This window comes from Bacteroides propionicigenes (assembly GCF_018390535.1).
GTDB lineage: Bacteria > Bacteroidota > Bacteroidia > Bacteroidales > Bacteroidaceae > Bacteroides > Bacteroides propionicigenes.
The window spans coordinates 454371-472554 of record NZ_JAHBBW010000001.1; the positions used below are offsets into that span (position 1 = coordinate 454371).

Below are 18184 nucleotides of genomic sequence, written 5' to 3' on the forward strand. Positions count from 1 at the left end.
TTAATCTTCACGCACGAACTTTCCTTCTTTCCACGTATAGCTTACGGGACGGCGGAGAAACGGTTTCAGTTTTTCCGCCGCTTCTTTTTCCATATAGTCGGGAGTAGTGAAAGTAAAGGTCAGTGTGGCATCCTTGCCCGAAAGGTCGGCTTTCATCAAGAGCATATCGGCTTGGAGGCGGGCATCCTGATACTGATACACATCTACTGTATCGGAAGCGGGTGTTATGAAATCGTCCATGCCGGGAAGCGACGCCAGATAGGGCGCGGACGGCAACTCTCGCCAGTCGGTTGTGTAAAATTTGACATGGCTGTCGCAAGCCGGAGCGCATACGGTGGAAACGGTGCAGATGAGACGGGTACTGTCGTTCACAGACAGAAGTTTCATCTGCCAGATGCTTTGGGGCGTTACCTGCACACGGATATAATCGGGGGTAAGCTCCGTCATTTCCGACTTGCCGCCAAAACGGTTGGTTACTTCGGCTTTCATCTTACTCTCCAGAAAGTCGATGAAGTCGGCGCGGTTCACGGCTGTAAGCAACGGACTCAAGGAATCGGGCATATTGGTGAAACAAGTCTTTGCCAGTTGCGCCGACAAAGAACCAACTCCCATACATAGTGCAAACAAAAAGACTACCAACTTCTTCACCATATCATTGCATTATTTTATCGATACTAAATTCTTCTTCTTAAATAAATCATATTGCAGATAAGAGCATAGCTCTTCCGCCATAATTCACCCGAAATCCTATTTGCTCCCCAAATATAGGAAGAACATTCCAATCAACACCAAAATGAGGTCTACCGCCTTGCTTTTTAAATTCTTTTCACGGAAGAAAAGAGCACCGAACAGGAAGGAGACAACCACACTGCCACGCCGCACCATAGATACGATGGAAATCATGGAATCTTCATAGCTCAAAGCGTAGAAGTACACGAAGTCCGCCGCACAGAGAAAGACGGATATGCCGATGATGGTCCAATCCCAGCGGAACGGCGTGCTCTCCTTTCTCTTGGGATACCACAGCAACAGGATAATGGGGCACATGATAAACACCTGATAGATATTGTACCATGACTGTACCACCATAGGCGGCAGTTGCTTCATCAGATACTTATCGTACAGTCCGCTGACGGCCCCCGTCACAGCTGCCAACACAATAAAGAGAATCCACTTGTTGTGCTTGAAGTCGATACCTTCTTTCTTGCCGGAACGGCTCAGCATGAAGAACGACAGCACCGCCAGCATCACACCTATCCATTGATAAAGATTGAGCCGCTCGCCGAATACAAGCATCGCTCCCACAAGTACCATTACCGGACGGGTGGCATTAATAGGGCCTACAATAGTAAGCGGCAGATGTTTCATTCCGAAATATCCGAATATCCACGAGGAGAGGACTATGAAAGACTTGATGATGATGAATTTATGCACATCCCACCCCACTACAGGAACATCGAACATCGTACCGCCCAATACCGCCGGAGCAAAAACCGACACCAAGATAAACGGAAGGAATATCAAACTGGAAAATACCGTATTCAGAAACAAGACCGGAAGCACGGCATTATCCTTGAGCGCCTGCTTCTTGAAGGCATCATAAAATCCCAGCAAGGCTGCTGAGAGGAAGGCTAATAATAACCACATTTTTAGTTGAAAGTTGATAATTGATAGTTAAAAATAACAGCTGACAGTTAATGAAAATTCTTCATTCTTCATTCTTCATTCAAAAAGATTTCTTCCGGATAGGCAACGTCTACCAAGAACAATGCGTTGCCGGGTACGGAGGTCCCTGCGCGGCAACGGTCTTTCTGTTCGATAACACGGCGGAAACCCTCAACGGTAAGTTTGCCCCTGCCCACCTCGAGTAACGTGCCTACCACGGCACGCACCATGTTCCGCAGAAAACGGTCGGCTTGAATGGTGAACACCCAAGTTACTTTATCCACTTGTGTCCAGGCGGCATACATTATCTTGCAATTATTGGTTTTGACATCGGTATGCAACTTGCTGAAACTGGTGAAGTCCGCATATTCAAACAAAGTCTGTGCGGCTTCGTTCATCCGTTCAAAATCAGGAGTTTGGAACAGGCGGCAACGGTATTGGCGGTCGAAAGGCATTTTGGCGGTAGTGACATAGTACTTGTATGTACGTGCCGTAGCGTCAAAACGCGCATGGGCATCGGGACGCACGGCACGTAGACGATATACGGAAATATCGGGAGGGAGCAAGCGATTCAGCTTGTCCGCCATAAACGTTACATCCAACGAAGTCTCGCTGTCAAAATGCGCCACCATCACAGAAGCATGCACACCGGCATCGGTACGCCCTGCGCCCACCACTTCCACTTCACGCCGCAACAAGGTGGAGAGCGCTTTCATTAAACACTCCTGTACACTCGCACCGTTGGGCTGAATTTGCCAGCCATGATAGGCTGTGCCGTCGTAAGCCAAATAGATAAAATATCGTTGCACGTTTCTTTTTACCTCCTTATTTTGGCTGCAAAGGTACAAAAAGACAGGAAAAAAGCCGCACACTCTTCCGATTGTTCTGACAGATTACATTATCTTTGCAGGGATTTTACCGCAAATTACACAGATTTACACAGATTCAGGATTAATTATGTATAGCAAAAGCCGTTTTATCTCCCTGTTTTTATTGGCAAGCATGGCGTTGACCTGCTGTCTGGCGGGATGCAAAAAGAAGGATATGTCACTTAAACTGAATGAACCGCGCAATATACGGGGTGTTATCAGCTACAAACGCTCTTTCGGCGATTTGAATGAAAGACATCTGAATGTGGCGCAAGCTATCGGTATCCGTCCGTTGGCATCGCGCAAGGAAGCGGAAGGAATGAAAGAGAAGCTGCAATATATCGCGACGAACGATTTATATGCGGTAGATTCATTGACGCACTCCATTCCGTATCTCATTCCGGGAGCGGCTACCCTGCTCGACACTATCGGTTACAACTTCCTTGATTCTCTGACCGCCAAAGGGCTGAACCCGAACAAGATTACAGTAACTTCCGTACTTCGCACCAAAGATGACGTGAAACGTCTGCGCCGACGCAACGGCAACGCATCCGAGAATTCCGCCCACTTCTACGGCACTACATTCGATGTCAGTTGGAAACGCTTTCAGAAGGTTGAGGATGAGGACGGACGTCCGTTACAGGATGTCAGCCCGGATACGCTGAAACTGGTGCTGTCCGAGGTTTTGCGTGATTTGAAGAAGGCAGAGAAGTGCTACGTGAAATATGAATTGAAACAAGGATGTTTCCATATTACGACGAGAATGTAAAAATACAAATCTGTTAGTATATGGCATGTTAAGACATCAGAACATCAATATTAATATGCAGTTTACAAAAAAACAATATACAAACAAGATCCTAACTTACCCCTAAGGCTGAAAGCCTTTTATCTTATAGAGGGATGCATCAAAACGAATTTAAGCTATCATTCTGTCATTCAGAGGAGCTTGCAATGAAGAATCTTTTCTATTATATGTCAGGAGAAGAGATTCTTCACTTCGTTCTGAATGACAGAATGATAGCTTAAATTCGTTTTGACACATCCGCAATATGCGAATAATAATATTACGCCCTGTAAGGGCAAAAGACCCATATACGTATCTTTTGCCCTTACAGGGCGCAAATCTTGAGACACCTGTGCCCGGGGTGTTACCCCGGGCTATAAGATAAAAGCCTTTCAGGCTTAGAAAAATCATCATAGATTGGCGCTATTGCGCTATCGGCACTATCGGCACGGCACTATTGGGACTATCAGCACCATTGGGACTATTGGGACTATCAGCACTATCGGCACTATCCACTATTGTATGCGAACAGGAAACTCCAGAATGCAAACTTTATAGAGACTATCTATAAATGAAACCATTATTTCTCCTCCAGCATCCGCCATGCCAACGGCAAGCAAGTTACAATATCGCCTGCCGTCATCCCCATAGCACCATGCTTTTTGCAGGCAATATCTCCCGCCAAGCCATGAACATAGACAGCCAGCTCTGCAGCCGTCTCCGCATCATACCCCTGCGCCAACAAAGCCAGTACAACACCGGTCAGCACATCGCCGCTGCCCCCCGTTGCCATACCGGGATTTCCGGTAGGATTAAACCGGCATTTGCCCGACGGGGCGATAACAGCGGAATAAGCCCCCTTCAATATAATATGTACTCCGGCGCTTCTTGCCAGTTCACGGGCTTTCGTCAGGCGTTCGTACGAGTTCTGGCATTTCCCGACCAATCGTTCCAGTTCTTTGGGGTGCGGAGTAAGAATACTGCCTTTGGGCAAACGGCCGATGTAACTGCGATGTTCTCCCAACAAGTTCAGTGCGTCGGCATCCACCACCATGGGCGTCTGACAAGATTCTATCTGCTCCAGCAAGGCGGCTTCGGTATCCCCCGCCTTGCCCAATCCGGGACCGATGCCCACCGCCTGATAATCGTCCGTATCGGTGGCGCATGAGAAGCGGACATCGTTTATATCTACTTCCGTCATAGCTTCCGGTACGGAAGTCTGCACGATAAAGTTATTGCAGAAAGGAACATGAACCGTCAGCAACCCCACGCCGGAACGCAGACAAGCACGTGCCGCAAGCACCGACGCCCCTGCCATACCTTGCGAACCGGCTATCAGCAAGGCGCGTCCGAAACTCCCTTTGTGGGCAAACTTACCGCGAGGCTTCAGCATCGACGGCATATCCTCATGTTCCGTCAATGCAAAGTCCGTCTCCTTTTCATCTATGGCTTTCTCGCTCAGACCGATATCCAGCAACTGCCATTCACCCACAAACGGTTCGTTCTCGGCAAAGAGAAATGCCAGCTTCGGCAGTTGCAGGCTCAGCGTCAGGTCTGCACGGATGATATTAGTTTGGATATTATAGGTATTATCCTCTCCCATCAAACCGGAAGGCACATCAATGGCAACTACCGTAGCCGAAGAGGAGTTGATGTACTTCACCACCGCAGCGAAGCCTCCGTTCAAAGATTTGTTCAGCCCGCTGCCGAACAGCCCGTCTACCACCACGTGCTCCGCAGTCAAGACCGGCGGAACGAATTGCGTGGTTATCTCATGGAAATCCACTCCGGCAACTCCTGCCAAGCGTTCCTTGTTCGTTTCACAATCCGGAGACAAAACGCCTTTTGTATTGAAAAGATACACCTCTACCCGATAGCCTTGTTCCGCCAACAAGCGTGAAACGGCCAGTGCATCTCCGCCATTGTTTCCGGGTCCGGCAAATACCGTAAAAGGTGTTTCCACACTCCAACGTTCGGCTATCGCCTGCGCCAATGCCTGAGAGGCGCGTTCCATTAGGTCTATGGACGAAACAGGCTCATTTTCTATCGTATAAGCATCCAGTTCTTTTATTTGGATGGTAGGAAATATTTTTATCATCGCAGCTTATTCATTTAAGTTACGAGCAAAGATACGAAAAATAATAACTACTTTGTTATCTGTTTCGCAGTAAAGGATATGTAGCTCATCCTCTTCCTGCTTTCAAAGAAATTGCAGAAGATGATGCATGGAGTGGAATAAAATCACTATTTTTGCGCCAACTTAAAAAACTCCCGTTTATGGATACCATACAAATAAAAGACAAAATGTTCACCGTTTCCATTAAGGAACAGGACATATTGAAAGAAGTAACCCGTGTAGCGAACGAAATCAACCGAGACCTTGCCGGTAAGAACCCGCTTTTCCTAAGCGTACTGAACGGCTCGTTCATGTTTACCGCCGACCTGATGAAACGCATCACCATTCCCTGCGAAATCTCTTTCGTGAAACTGGCTTCTTATCAGGGAGTATCTTCTACGGGAGTCATCAAAGAAGTTATCGGTATCAACGAAGATATTTCTGACCGCACGATTGTTATCGTGGAAGACATCGTAGATACAGGCCTCACCATGCAACGCCTGCTGGAAACTCTCGGCACACGTGCTCCAAAGGACATCCACATCGCCTCGCTGCTGGTGAAACCCGACAAGTTGAAAGTAGACCTGAACATCGAATACGTAGCCATGAACATCCCCAACGACTTCATCGTGGGCTACGGCCTGGACTATGACGGTTTCGGACGTAACTATCCCGACATCTATACAGTGGTAGACTGAAACGGGGAGAAGGTATTGGAAGAAAGTATTAAATTGTAAATCATAAAATAATAGCTAAACAAATGTTGAACATTGTAATTTTCGGTGCTCCCGGTTCAGGAAAGGGAACACAAAGCGAGAGAATTGTAGAGAAGTACGGCATCAACCACATTTCTACGGGAGACGTACTCCGTGCAGAAATCAAGAACGGCACAGAACTGGGCAAAACAGCCAAAGGCTACATCGACCAGGGACAACTGCTGCCGGACGAACTGATTATCGACATTCTGGCAAGTACGCTGGACAGCTTCAAGGACAGCAAAGGTGTTATCTTCGACGGTTTCCCCCGTACCATCGCACAGGCGGAAGCATTGAAAAAGATGCTGGCTGAACGCGGACAGAGCGTAAACATCATGCTGGACCTCGACGTGCCCGAAGATGAACTGATGAAACGCCTCATCAAACGTGGACAGGAATCAGGTCGTGCCGACGACAACGAGGAGACTATCAAGAAACGTCTTACCGTATATCATTCACAAACAGCTCCGCTGATTGACTGGTACAAAAACGAAAAGCTGTATGCGCACATCAAAGGCATCGGTGAACTGGAAACGATTACGGCAGATGTTTGCAAAGCGATTGACGCAGCAAAATAAAGTAATATAACCATAAAGCAAAAGCGCGGTAATACCATAAATGATATTTACCGCGCTTGTCATTTTCCCATCCACTCCTAAAAAAATAGCAATAGATTATTTCATAAGCTTCTTATATTCACGTGGAGTACATCGAATTTTCTTGAAAAACGTAGCATTGAACCTTGCTATAGTATTGAATCCACATTCATATGCAATATCTGTTATGCTCATGTCGGTAGTCAGTAGTTTACGTTGTGCATGTGCTATCCTTAGCTCAGCTATATAATCAGTTATCGTAGTGCCGAATGCTTTCTTGAATATATAATTAGCATAATCAGGATGCAAACCTACTGCTTCACCAATATCATTGGCTTTAATGTTATTACAATAATTTTTAGTGAGATATATGGTTATTTTTTCAATAAGTGTCGTTTGATATGATGCTAATGCTATGCCATCGTCTGACGACTCTAAATGATGAGCCATACGGATGATTCTGGCTTGCATCTCCAATAAGATTATAAGGCTTGATTGAATACCGGCATCGTTATCCTTCAACCAATTATTCAACAAAAACTCATCATACTGAGAGTAGTCATTTGTCTTCTCATATAGAATATCTCCCTTAAGCAAATTGTCTACAAACTGTACAGGAAGATTCCAAGACAAAAAGCGTGCTAAAGGAATGGTACATACATAATATCTGTCCACATTCTCATAACGAATAATTTGATGCGGAACGAGTCCCCAAAATATTGTAAACCGTTTATTAGGTATCGTTATCTTCTCATTATGACGCAAGTAAGTAATATTTCCCTGAGGCAAGTAATTTATTTCTATTTCATTATGCCTGTCACATCTGGGCATAATACTAGGTATCCATGTTTCGCAGGTAAGTCCATAAGGCTTAAATTCCTCACGAGATTTATCAAAGCTGTAGCATTTCTCGGAATTCATTATGTTTATATCTAAATATAGAGAGTGTTATTCATCTTTTGGCAGTAAATTTGCAAAAATAATCCTTAAATACCAAATATAATAACTACCATGAAAAAAGTACTTTTCTTCTTTTCCTTTCTAACAATATGGTGCCTCTACTCAAAAGCGCAGGTTGCCAACGAAGACAAACATCGACTGATTGTGACCACCGACTTAGGAGGCACTGACCCCGATGATGTTCAGTCAATGATACATTTATTATTATGCTCGAATATGATTGATATTGAAGGACTAATCAGTTCACAAGTCTGGATGGACGACCCGGATAAAACGGCTAAAATATCAGAAGTTGTAGAGCGATTCGGTGAAGTTCTGCCGCGGTTGAATAAACATGCGGAAGGTTATCCCGATTTAAATCAACTGCAGGCTGTCATAAAGCGGGGACAACCTGTTTCTAATATGACAGGAGTAGGCTCAGGCAAAGATTCACCGGGTTCAGAACTAATCATCTCGGTAGTTGATAAGAAAAAAGACCAACGGCCCGTATGGCTTGCGGCTTGGGGCGGAATGAATACGATAGCACAAGCTTTATGGAAAGTGAAAAATACACGGAACGAAAAAGCCTTCAAGAAGTTTATCGCAAAAATCCGTATATATGATGTCTTGGGACAAGATGACGCCGGAGCTTGGATAGCCAAGAACTTTCCTGAAATCGTGTATATCAGAAATAAGGAAGTTTATGGCTGGGGACCTTCCGACCAATGGATTAAAAAGAATATTCAAAGCTGCCTGCCATTTGGTAAGCACTACCCCAATCGAGTTTGGGCAGTGGAGGGAGACTCACCTTCTTTCTTCTATGTATATGCCAATGGTCTGAATGTGCCTGATTCACTTGAATATGGTGGTTGGGGAGGTCGCTTCTCCAAGCAAAAGACAAGCGGCATACGAGGTATGGACTTTATTGTACGTAGCGGAAAAGATGAAACGCAATACGATCCCTATTATATGTATGGAAGCTGCAAAGAGGGCAATGCCGCTATCAACAAATGGCGACAGCATATTTGGAATAATTTTGCAGCACGTATGTTGTGGACTACAACCGATGATTATAAAGCGGTCAATCATCATCCCCACGCAGCGCTCAATGGAGACCATTCTCTGAAATGTATCTTTAAAAAAGTAAAAGCCGGAAGCTCCATTGTCTTAGACGCCAACGGCTCCACAGACCCCGACGGCGATAATCTGATATATCAATGGAGCGTTTACACTGAACCCGGCAGTTATAAAGGTAACGTAAAGATAGAAGGAGGCAATGCCAAAAAATGCAAAGTACATATTCCTTCGGATGCTACCGGCAAGGACATACATATCATTTTAGAGTTAACGGACGAAGCGACTCCGGCACTTACCGTTTATAGACGAGTGGTACTAAAAATAAGTTAGAAACACCCCCTGCGATTGATTAATCAATAAAAAGGAATAAAAAGTTTGAGGTAGTCTTGGAGAATCGTTACTTTTGCATCAGAAAAAGGAATAAGTATTTTAAAATCAATCGTAAGGAAAAATATGGCTGAATCGAATTTTGTTGACTACGTAAAAATCTATTGCCGTTCCGGTAAGGGCGGTCGAGGCTCCACGCATATGCGACGTGAGAAATATATTCCCAATGGCGGCCCCGACGGAGGTGACGGAGGACGAGGCGGCCACGTGATTCTTCGCGGCAACCGCAACTACTGGACATTGCTGCACTTGCGCTACGACCGACATATCATGGCCGGGCACGGAGAATCGGGTTCAAAGAACCGTAGTTTCGGCAAGGACGGAGAAGATAAAGTTATCGAAGTGCCCTGCGGCACGGTAGTTTACAATGCCGAAACCGGTGAATACATTTGCGATGTAACCGAGCATGGACAGGAAGTCGTTCTGCTGAAAGGCGGACGCGGCGGATTGGGCAACTGGCACTTCAAGACCGCCACCCGTCAGGCTCCCCGCTTTGCACAACCGGGCGAACCGATGCAGGAAATGACGGTTATCATGGAGTTGAAGCTGCTGGCGGATGTAGGTTTGGTAGGTTTTCCCAATGCAGGGAAGTCGACACTGCTCTCGGCAGTATCTTCGGCAAAGCCGAAAATTGCCAATTATCCCTTTACTACACTGGAACCCAATCTGGGAATTGTGTCATATCGCGACGGCAAATCGTTCGTAATGGCAGATATCCCCGGTATTATCGAAGGCGCAAGCGCAGGCAAGGGTTTAGGACTTCGCTTCCTGCGCCACATCGAACGCAACTCATTGCTGCTGTTCATGGTTCCTGCCGACAGTGATGACATCCGTAAGGAATATGAAATTCTATTGAACGAACTGCGCACCTTCAATCCTGAAATGCTGGACAAGCAACGTGTGCTTGCCATTACCAAATGTGATATGCTGGATCAGGAACTGATGGACGAAATAGAACCTACGTTGCCCGAAAGCATTCCGCACGTATTCATTTCGGCTATATCCGGTCTAGGTATCTCTGTTCTGAAAGATATACTGTGGGAAGAGCTGAATAAGGAAAGCAACAAGATAGAAGGCAAGGTTGAAAGCATAGCCCATCGTGCCAAAGATATGAGTCACCTGAAAGAAGAACTGAAAGATGAAGGTGAAGACGAGGACCTCAGCTACGAATACATTGACAACGAGGACATTGAAGACCTTGAAGACTTTGAATACGAAGAAGAGGACTGGGAGGATGACAAAAAATGATTTCTCTTACAGAAGATAAAAAAATGTTGGGATATGAGGTATTTGCCCCGTATCCCGACATTTCTTGTTTTGTAACCACCCGGCATGGCGGATGCAGCACCGGCAACTATGCTTCTTTCAACTGCACCCCTTACACCGGAGACGATGTAAATTGTGTACGCCAAAATCAGGAAGCGTTATGTGCTGCATTGCCTTCATATCCGCAAGAACTCGTTATTCCTTTTCAAACTCACAGTACCAATTCTCTCATCATCGACGAAACTTATCTGAATGCAACATACAGTGAACGGCAGTCTATGCTGCAAGGTGTAGATGCGCTTATTACCGATATACCCGGTTGCTGTATTTGTATCTCTACCGCCGATTGCATTCCTATATCATTATATGACAAGCTACGCCGCGTCGTTGCCGTAGTCCATGCCGGCTGGCGGGGAACGGTAAACCGCATACTTGCATCAACGCTCCACCGGATGCAGGCAGCCTACGGCACAGAGGGCAAAGACATCATAGCCAGCATTGGTCCGGGTATCTCCCTCGCTTCTTTTGAAGTAGGCGATGAAGTATATGAAGCTTTCCGAACTGAGAATTTCCCAATGGAATACATATCCGTATGGAAACCAGAAACGCACAAATACCATATCGATTTGTGGGCAGCCAACCATCTGCAACTTTCCGACTTCGGAGTGCCGTCCCAACAGATAGAAAATGCAGGGATTTGCACTTATCAACAGTATGAGGATTTCTTTTCGGCACGCCGATTGGGTATCAAGTCAGGACGCATACTGTCGGGAATAATAATTAATGTTTAGTGATTAGCCATGTATAACATTACCGTATCAGAAGAAATTAAGAAAGCCTGCCCTATCTTCAAAGGTGCGGCCGTATATGCAGAAGTTGCCAATACCGCATTCTGCCAAGGTCTTTGGGACGAGATAAACGCCTTTACCCAAGAACTGAGAGCAACCGAAACCACAGACAGCATCAAGCTGCAACCCGCCATTGCCGCCACCCGCGAAGCCTACAAGCGTTGCGGAAAAGACCCGAGCCGCTACCGCCCCTCGGCCGAAGCATTGCGCCGCCGTCTTATGCGGGGACTGGAACTGTATCAGATTGACACGTTGGTAGACCTCATTAACCTCGTTTCCCTCCGCACCGGATACAGCATAGGCGGCTTTGATGCAGACAAGATACAGGGAAACAGCCTCGAACTCGGAGTAGGACGTGCGGAAGAACCTTTCGAGGGCATCGGGCGCGGAGTGCTGAATATTGAGGGACTTCCCGTCTACCGCGACCCGGCAGGCGGAATAGGCACCCCCACCAGCGACAACGAGCGCACCAAGATGGGAATGGAAACCCGCCACATCCTCGCCATTGTAAACGGCTACAGCGGATGTGACGGACTGGCGGAAGCTGCCGGAATGATACAGGAACTCCTGCGGAAGTATGCCGCTTCCGACGGTGGAACAGTGCTCTACTTTGAATAAACGACGACCGCGGACATAATGCCGCAGCTACACCCGATGCAAAAAAATAACAGACTGAACCGTCCAAGTATTCAAACGTTTCACTACCTTTGCAAAGCGTTTCACTCGAAAAAAAGAATTGAACTTTAAAACATATCAATGATAGAGAAACTGATTGTTCTTGAGGATATTGATCCGGTAATCTTTTACGGCGTAAACAACGCCAATATGCAATTGATAAAAGCATTGTATCCCAAACTCCGCATCGTTGCCCGCGGCAATGTCATCAAGGTTTTGGGAGACGAAGAGGAAATGTGTGCGTTTGAAGAAAACATCACCAAGCTTGAAAAGTATTGCGCCGAATATAATTCTCTGAAAGAGGAAGTCATCATCGATATAATCAAAGGGAACGTCCCGCAAGCGGAAAAGTCCGGCAACGTCATCGTGTTCAGCGTAACGGGAAAGCCCATCATACCGCGCAGCGAAAACCAGTTGAAGCTGGTTGAGGCTTTCTCCAAGAACGACATGGTGTTTGCCATCGGCCCCGCCGGTTCGGGCAAGACATACACGGCTATAGCCCTTGCCGTACGTGCGCTGAAAAACAAGGAAATCAAGAAAATAATCCTCAGCCGCCCCGCCGTAGAGGCCGGAGAGAAGCTCGGCTTCCTGCCCGGCGACATGAAGGACAAGATAGACCCCTACCTGCAACCGCTTTACGACGCATTGCAGGACATGATACCTGCCGCCAAACTGAAAGAATACATGGAACTGAACATCATTCAGATTGCCCCCCTCGCCTTCATGCGCGGGCGTACGCTGAACGATGCCGTAGTTATTCTGGATGAAGCGCAGAACACTACCACCCAACAGATTAAAATGTTCCTCACCCGCATGGGCATGAACACCAAGATGATTGTAACGGGAGACATGACACAGATAGACCTTCCCCAATCGCAAACCTCCGGACTGGTGCAAGCGCTCCGCATCCTGAAAGGCGTGAAAGGCATCAGCTTCATCGAACTGAATAAGAAAGACATTGTACGCCACAAACTGGTTACCCAGATTGTGGAAGCCTACGAGAAGTTCGACAAAGAGACGAAAGCGGAACGGGAGAAACGGAGAGAGGAAAAAGCCAGACTGCAACTCCCTGCATAAACAGTAAATATTCAACTCATAAATATCACAAAAATGAAAGCATTAACAGCAACAGAATTCAATTTTCCCGGTCAGCAAAGCGTATACCACGGAAAAGTGCGTGATGTGTACAACATCAACGGTGAAAAGTTAGTGATGGTCGCTACCGACCGTATTTCAGCCTTCGACGTAGTATTGCCCAAAGGTATTCCTTTCAAGGGTCAAATGCTGAACCAGATTGCAGCCAAGTTCCTCGATGCCACTACCGACATCTGCCCCAACTGGAAAATGGCCACCCCAGACCCTATGGTAACAGTGGGTGTAATGTGCGAAGGTTTTCCTGTTGAAATGATTGTACGCGGCTACCTCTGCGGCAGCGCATGGCGCGCCTACAAGAGCGGTGTCCGCGAAATCTGTGGCGTGAAGCTGCCCGAAGGCATGAAAGAGAACCAGAAGTTCCCCGAACCTATCATCACCCCGACTACCAAAGCCGAGATAGGCGAGCACGATGCCGACATTTCCAAAGAGGAAATCCTCGCCAAAGGTCTTGCCACTCCCGAAGAATATGCCGTTTTGGAGAAATACACCATGGCCCTCTTCAAACGCGGTACGGAAATCGCCGCAGAGCGCGGATTGATTCTCGTTGATACCAAATACGAATTCGGCAAGCACAACGGCACCATCTATCTGATGGACGAAATCCATACTCCGGACTCCAGCCGCTATTTCTACTCCGAAGGCTACGAAGAACGCTTCTCCAAAGGCGAACCGCAAAAGCAACTCTCAAAGGAATTCGTACGCGAATGGTTGATGGACAACGGCTTCCAAGGCAAAGAAGGACAACATGTTCCGGAAATGACGGACGAAATCGTAACTTCCATCAGCGAACGCTACATCGAGTTATACGAACACATCACCGGTGAGAAATTCGTGAAAGAAGATACAAGCAATATCGCCGAACGTATCGAGAAGAACGTAACGGAATACCTAAAGGAATGAAGAATGTATTACCCGCAAGAACACATCAAGCCTTACGGTAGCGACGGCAAGAAGAGCGAACAGGTCGAAGAAATGTTCGACAATATCGCACCCGCTTACGATAAGCTGAACCATACCCTGTCAATGGGTATAGACCGCAGCTGGCGTAAGAAAGCGATTAATGCGCTGCGCCCTTTCAAGCCCCGGCACATCATGGATGTAGCAACCGGAACCGGCGACTTTGCCATACTTGCCTGTCGCGAACTGCAGCCCGACACGCTGATAGGAACCGACATATCCGAAGGGATGATGAATGTGGGACGTGAAAAAGTAAAACAGGCGCACCTCTCGGACAAGATTTCCTTCGCCCGGGAGGATTGCACCTCTCTCTCATTTGCCGATGAAAGCTTTGATGCCGTGACCGTAGCGTTCGGCATCCGCAACTTCGACGGACTGGACAAAGGACTGTCTGAAATGTGCCGTGTACTCGTGCCCGGCGGACACCTCGTGATACTGGAACTTTCCACTCCGGACCGCTTCCCGATGAAGCAACTCTTTACCGTCTACTCCAAAGTCATCATTCCTCTACTCGGCAAATGTATCTCGAAAGACAACAGCGCTTACACCTATCTGCCCCAAAGCATCCGCGCCTTTCCGCAAGGTGAAATCATGCAAGGAGTAATCCGTAAGGCAGGATTCAGCGAGGTGCGCTTCAAGCGGTTGACTTTCGGAATATGTACCTTATACATCGCTAAGAAATAGTTGCTACTTATTATTACCCCCTTTAACACACTTGGATATGCAGAAATACGGTCTAATCGGTTACCCGCTGAAACATTCGTTCTCCATCGGCTACTTCAATGAGAAATTCACAGCCGAGAACATTGACGCAGAATATGTAAACTTCGAGATTCCCCGCATCGAAGACTTCATGGAAGTGATTGAGGAAAACCCCAATCTCTGTGGACTCAACGTAACCATTCCTTACAAAGAACAAGTCATCCCCTATCTGGATGAGCTGGATAAGGATACTGCCCAAATAGGCGCGGTCAACGTTATCAAGATTGTCCGTCTCCCCAAAGGCAAAGTCAAACTGATAGGCTGCAACTCGGACATTATCGGATTTACGCAATCCATCGAGCCGTTGCTGCAACCCCACCACAAGAAAGCGCTGATTCTGGGTACGGGCGGTGCGTCCAAAGCCGTATATCGCGGTCTGGAGAACTTAGGAATAGAAAGCACGTTCGTATCACGCACCAAAAAGGACGACAAATTCCTTACCTACGAGGAACTGACTCCGGAGATAATGGCCGAATATACGGTTATCGTCAACTGTACCCCCGTCGGCATGTTCCCCAAAGTAGATTTCTGCCCGAACATACCGTACGAACTACTTACACCCAACCATTTGCTCTACGATTTGTTATATAATCCAAACGAAACACTCTTCATGAAGAAAGGCAAAGCTCAAGGAGCCGTCACCAAGAACGGACTCGAAATGCTGTTGCTGCAAGCCTTTGCCGCATGGGAGATTTGGAATAGATGACATGAAAAGAAAAATTAAATACGGTCTGATAGGATTATTGGCGGTAGCATTCACCACCATCGTCAGTGGAAGCTATTATATGCTCGGTTACTCGCTGACACCTAAAGAGAACAAAGGCAAGGACATTCCTGGGTCATACAAGTATATGCACCGCACATATCCGTTTATCACGTCATGGCTGGATAGCCTGCAAACCTCAGGTGCCTTGCGCGATACCTTTATCATCAATCCGGAAGGGAGACAACTGCATGCAATTTTTGCCGCAGCCGCACAATCTACCGATAAAACGGCAGTCATCGTGCACGGCTATACCGACAATGCCATCCGTATGCTGATGATAGGCTATCTTTATAATAAAGGACTGAACTACAATATATTCCTTCCCGACTTGCAGGACAACGGTCTGAGCGGAGGTCCCGCCATACAAATGGGGTGGAAAGACAGGCTGGATGTACTGAATTGGATGAATATAGCCGACAGTATTTTCGGAAACAACACTCAAATGGTAGTACACGGCATCTCTATGGGAGCTGCCACTACCATGATGGTATCCGGAGAACCGCAACAACCTTTTGTGAAATGTTTTGTAGAAGATTGCGGCTACACAAGCGTATGGGACGAATTTTCCTTTCAATTGAAGGATATGTTCGGGTTGTCCGAATTTCCGCTAATGTACACAACCGGATGGTTATGCAACGCCAAGTACGGCTGGAACTTCCGAGAAGCTTCTTCGCTGGAGCAAGTCAAAAAATGCAGCCTTCCCATGTTATTCATACATGGAGATGCGGACACATACGTACCTACGTGGATGGTTTATCCCTTGTATGAAGCCAAGAGCGAACCGAAAGAGTTGTGGATTGTACCCGGTGCAACACACGCCATGTCCTACCGGGATTATCCGCAGGAATATACGGAGCGCGTAAGGAATTTCGTAGGGAAATACATCCATTAATGTGATTTTTCCTATCTTCGCCCCTACAAATACAATAGTATGAAACGATTTATCTCCATAGCACTCTTCTTGTGCGTGCTTGTTTCCTTGCAGGCACAAGAGATTTACACTACCAAAAACATTCCTAAAGTACATCTTCAGGACAAGACACGCTACGTCTGCAACCCCGCCGGCATCCTCTCTGCTTCGGTATGTGATGAAATGGACCGTATGCTTTATGCACTGGAACAGCAAACCGGCATTGAAACCGTAGTGGCCGTCGTACCTTCCATCGGCAACGAGGATTGCTTTGACTTCTCGCACCAATTACTCAACGAATGGGGTGTGGGCAAGAAAGGCAAGAACAACGGGCTGGTTATCCTGTTGGTAACCGACCAGCGCTGCATCCAGTTTTATACCGGATACGGATTGGAAGGAGACCTGCCCGATGCCATCTGCAAGCGTATTCAGACACGATACATGATTCCTTACCTGAAAGACGGCAATTGGGATGCGGGTATGGTGGCTGGTGTGCGTGCCGTATGCGCCCGCCTCGACGGCAGTATGGTAAACGACTCGGATGAGGATGGCGGCGCCTCCCCGATAGGATTGATTCTGGCTGTTGTCGGCTTCTTCGCCATCGCCATTGCAGCGGGAATATTGAAGACACGTGCCGCAAGCAAATGCCCGCAATGCGGACAGCACAAGCTGCAACGGAGCAACAGCGTACTTGTTTCACGCCACAACGGAGTACGGACGGAAGATGTCACTTACATATGCCGTAATTGCGGACACAAGGTAGTACGCCGTCAGCAATCCTACGATGAGAATTACCGGGGCGGCGGTGGCGGCGGTCCTGTCATTTTCGGCGGCGGCTTCGGAAGAGGCAGTTTCGGGGGCGGCGGCGGTTTTGGCGGCGGCAGCTTCGGCGGAGGTATGGGCGGTGGCGGCGGAGCCGGTTCACGGTTCTGATTGGAATAGTGTCAATCTGGAATTATTCAGTTAGGAGTCAGAGGAGTTACAAAATGTATTGTATCACTTAATAATAAAAGAAGAAGTATGAAAAAATCAACCATTATTATCATTGCTATTATAGCCCTTCTCGCCATTTGGGGTATTACCGGCTATAACGGACTTGTCACTATGGACGAAAATGTCAGCGGACAATGGTCTAACGTCGAAACACAATATCAACGTCGTGCCGACTTGATTCCGAACCTTGTAAATACAGTCAAAGGATATGCCTCTCACGAGAAAGAAACACTGGAAGGTGTGGTAGAGGCTCGCAGCAAAGCTACCCAAATGACCGTAGACTCCAACGACCTGACACCGGAGAAGCTGGCTGAATACCAAAAGGCTCAGGGTGCGGTTACTTCCGCTCTCGGCAAGCTGCTTGCCATTACCGAGAATTATCCCGACCTGAAAGCCAACCAGAACTTCCTGGAACTACAAGCCCAGCTGGAAGGTACGGAAAACCGCATCAACGTAGCACGTACCAACTTCAACAACGCAGCGAAAAGCTTTAATACAGCCATCCGCCGTTTCCCCAAAAACATCCTTGCCGGTTTTTTCGGCTTTGAGAAACGCGCTTATTTTGAAGCTGCCGAAGGCAGTGAACAAGCTCCCAAAGTAGAGTTCTAACAACAAGGAATTAAAAATCCGAACTGGGGTTGTTTTAAAATGTAAAAGTCCT

19 protein-coding genes are annotated in these 18184 nt (G+C 47.2%); 14 read left to right on the forward strand and 5 right to left on the reverse strand.

The genetic code is table 11. The annotated features are described in order from the left end of the window. From KG118_RS02040 to truA, 3 genes are all read right to left on the reverse strand, one after another. Entirely contained in the window at positions 1-651 is a 651-nt protein-coding gene (locus KG118_RS02040) for a DUF3256 family protein (RefSeq protein ID WP_117711163.1), read from the reverse strand. Positions 652-747: 96 nt separating this feature from the next. Beyond that, on the reverse strand, positions 748-1647 hold the full coding sequence (locus tag KG118_RS02045) for a DMT family transporter (protein ID WP_117711162.1): 900 nt from the start codon (positions 1645-1647) through the stop codon (positions 748-750). A 68-nt stretch (positions 1648-1715) separates the two neighbouring features. Continuing rightward, a complete protein-coding gene (gene truA, locus KG118_RS02050; RefSeq protein ID WP_117711161.1) occupies positions 1716-2474 on the reverse strand; it encodes a tRNA pseudouridine(38-40) synthase TruA in 759 nt (252 codons plus the stop codon). Positions 2475-2622: 148 nt separating this feature from the next. Between truA and KG118_RS02055 the strand changes: the two genes are divergently transcribed. Then, positions 2623-3303: a DUF5715 family protein gene (locus KG118_RS02055; protein ID WP_117711160.1), complete on the forward strand. Its 681-nt coding sequence runs from the start codon at positions 2623-2625 to the stop codon at positions 3301-3303. 598 nt (positions 3304-3901) lie between these two features. On the opposite strand, the gene KG118_RS02060 is transcribed toward KG118_RS02055, so the two are convergent. Beyond that, positions 3902-5416, reverse strand: a complete 1515-nt coding sequence (locus KG118_RS02060) for an NAD(P)H-hydrate dehydratase (RefSeq protein WP_199598756.1) — start codon at positions 5414-5416, stop codon at positions 3902-3904. 182 nt (positions 5417-5598) lie between these two features. Here KG118_RS02060 and hpt point away from each other — a divergent pair, with 182 nt between their 5' ends. Both hpt and KG118_RS02070 read left to right on the forward strand, forming a co-directional pair. Continuing rightward, on the forward strand, positions 5599-6135 hold the full coding sequence (gene hpt, locus KG118_RS02065; protein WP_117711158.1) for a hypoxanthine phosphoribosyltransferase: 537 nt from the start codon (positions 5599-5601) through the stop codon (positions 6133-6135). A 62-nt stretch (positions 6136-6197) separates the two neighbouring features. Next, positions 6198-6770, forward strand: coding sequence for an adenylate kinase (locus KG118_RS02070; protein WP_117711157.1), 573 nt, complete (start codon positions 6198-6200; stop codon positions 6768-6770). Positions 6771-6866: 96 nt separating this feature from the next. Here the strand turns inward: KG118_RS02070 and KG118_RS02075 are convergent, their stop codons facing one another. After that, positions 6867-7709 carry a helix-turn-helix domain-containing protein gene (locus KG118_RS02075; protein WP_117711156.1) on the reverse strand — a complete coding sequence of 281 codons (843 nt, stop codon included), beginning with the start codon at positions 7707-7709 and terminating at the stop codon, positions 6867-6869. A 90-nt stretch (positions 7710-7799) separates the two neighbouring features. Between KG118_RS02075 and KG118_RS02080 the strand changes: the two genes are divergently transcribed. The 11 genes from KG118_RS02080 (at position 7800) to KG118_RS02130 (ending at position 18132) form a co-directional block, all read left to right on the forward strand. Continuing rightward, entirely contained in the window at positions 7800-9134 is a 1335-nt protein-coding gene (locus tag KG118_RS02080) for a nucleoside hydrolase-like domain-containing protein (RefSeq protein WP_117711155.1), read from the forward strand. 123 nt (positions 9135-9257) lie between these two features. Then, a complete protein-coding gene (gene obgE, locus KG118_RS02085) occupies positions 9258-10439 on the forward strand; it encodes a GTPase ObgE (RefSeq protein ID WP_117711154.1) in 1182 nt (393 codons plus the stop codon). Continuing rightward, the gene (pgeF, locus tag KG118_RS02090; RefSeq protein ID WP_117711153.1) at positions 10436-11248 is read left to right on the forward strand and encodes a peptidoglycan editing factor PgeF; all 813 of its coding nucleotides are present in this window, start codon (positions 10436-10438) and stop codon (positions 11246-11248) included. Before obgE ends, pgeF begins: the two co-directional genes overlap by 4 nt. 9 nt (positions 11249-11257) lie before the next feature. Further along, entirely contained in the window at positions 11258-11923 is a 666-nt protein-coding gene (locus KG118_RS02095; protein WP_117711152.1) for a B3/B4 domain-containing protein, read from the forward strand. A 138-nt stretch (positions 11924-12061) separates the two neighbouring features. Further along, positions 12062-13057, forward strand: a complete 996-nt coding sequence (locus KG118_RS02100; RefSeq protein WP_117711151.1) for a PhoH family protein — start codon at positions 12062-12064, stop codon at positions 13055-13057. A 33-nt stretch (positions 13058-13090) separates the two neighbouring features. Beyond that, the gene (locus KG118_RS02105) at positions 13091-14035 is read left to right on the forward strand and encodes a phosphoribosylaminoimidazolesuccinocarboxamide synthase (protein ID WP_117711150.1); all 945 of its coding nucleotides are present in this window, start codon (positions 13091-13093) and stop codon (positions 14033-14035) included. 3 nt (positions 14036-14038) lie between these two features. After that, a complete protein-coding gene (gene ubiE / locus KG118_RS02110; RefSeq protein ID WP_117711149.1) occupies positions 14039-14776 on the forward strand; it encodes a bifunctional demethylmenaquinone methyltransferase/2-methoxy-6-polyprenyl-1,4-benzoquinol methylase UbiE in 738 nt (245 codons plus the stop codon). 37 nt (positions 14777-14813) lie between these two features. Further along, positions 14814-15560 (forward strand): shikimate dehydrogenase family protein, encoded by a 747-nt coding sequence (locus KG118_RS02115; protein WP_117711148.1) that lies wholly within the window; start codon positions 14814-14816, stop codon positions 15558-15560. 1 nt (position 15561) lies between these two features. Further along, positions 15562-16512 carry an alpha/beta hydrolase gene (locus tag KG118_RS02120; RefSeq protein ID WP_117711147.1) on the forward strand — a complete coding sequence of 317 codons (951 nt, stop codon included), beginning with the start codon at positions 15562-15564 and terminating at the stop codon, positions 16510-16512. A 39-nt stretch (positions 16513-16551) separates the two neighbouring features. Next, on the forward strand, positions 16552-17463 hold the full coding sequence (locus KG118_RS02125; protein WP_117711146.1) for a TPM domain-containing protein: 912 nt from the start codon (positions 16552-16554) through the stop codon (positions 17461-17463). A gap of 87 nt (positions 17464-17550) precedes the next feature. After that, positions 17551-18132 (forward strand): LemA family protein, encoded by a 582-nt coding sequence (locus KG118_RS02130; protein ID WP_117711145.1) that lies wholly within the window; start codon positions 17551-17553, stop codon positions 18130-18132. Positions 18133-18184 lie beyond the last annotated feature (52 nt).

Excerpts from the sequence above, each read along its gene's own strand:
- KG118_RS02040 (WP_117711163.1), bottom strand. The coding sequence starts at position 651 with ATGGTGAAGAAGTTGGTAGTCTTTTTGTTTGCACTATGTATGGGAGTT.
- KG118_RS02125 (WP_117711146.1), top strand. The coding sequence starts at position 16,552 with ATGAAACGATTTATCTCCATAGCACTCTTCTTGTGCGTGCTTGTTTCC.
- hpt (WP_117711158.1), top strand. The coding sequence starts at position 5,599 with ATGGATACCATACAAATAAAAGACAAAATGTTCACCGTTTCCATTAAG.
- KG118_RS02045 (WP_117711162.1), bottom strand. The coding sequence starts at position 1,647 with ATGTGGTTATTATTAGCCTTCCTCTCAGCAGCCTTGCTGGGATTTTAT.
- KG118_RS02070 (WP_117711157.1), top strand. The coding sequence starts at position 6,198 with ATGTTGAACATTGTAATTTTCGGTGCTCCCGGTTCAGGAAAGGGAACA.
- KG118_RS02075 (WP_117711156.1), bottom strand. The coding sequence starts at position 7,709 with ATGAATTCCGAGAAATGCTACAGCTTTGATAAATCTCGTGAGGAATTT.
- KG118_RS02080 (WP_117711155.1), top strand. The coding sequence starts at position 7,800 with ATGAAAAAAGTACTTTTCTTCTTTTCCTTTCTAACAATATGGTGCCTC.
- obgE (WP_117711154.1), top strand. The coding sequence starts at position 9,258 with ATGGCTGAATCGAATTTTGTTGACTACGTAAAAATCTATTGCCGTTCC.
- pgeF (WP_117711153.1), top strand. The coding sequence starts at position 10,436 with ATGATTTCTCTTACAGAAGATAAAAAAATGTTGGGATATGAGGTATTT.
- ubiE (WP_117711149.1), top strand. The coding sequence starts at position 14,039 with ATGTATTACCCGCAAGAACACATCAAGCCTTACGGTAGCGACGGCAAG.
- KG118_RS02120 (WP_117711147.1), top strand. The coding sequence starts at position 15,562 with ATGAAAAGAAAAATTAAATACGGTCTGATAGGATTATTGGCGGTAGCA.
- KG118_RS02100 (WP_117711151.1), top strand. The coding sequence starts at position 12,062 with ATGATAGAGAAACTGATTGTTCTTGAGGATATTGATCCGGTAATCTTT.
- KG118_RS02130 (WP_117711145.1), top strand. The coding sequence starts at position 17,551 with ATGAAAAAATCAACCATTATTATCATTGCTATTATAGCCCTTCTCGCC.
- KG118_RS02055 (WP_117711160.1), top strand. The coding sequence starts at position 2,623 with ATGTATAGCAAAAGCCGTTTTATCTCCCTGTTTTTATTGGCAAGCATG.
- KG118_RS02115 (WP_117711148.1), top strand. The coding sequence starts at position 14,814 with ATGCAGAAATACGGTCTAATCGGTTACCCGCTGAAACATTCGTTCTCC.
- KG118_RS02095 (WP_117711152.1), top strand. The coding sequence starts at position 11,258 with ATGTATAACATTACCGTATCAGAAGAAATTAAGAAAGCCTGCCCTATC.
- KG118_RS02105 (WP_117711150.1), top strand. The coding sequence starts at position 13,091 with ATGAAAGCATTAACAGCAACAGAATTCAATTTTCCCGGTCAGCAAAGC.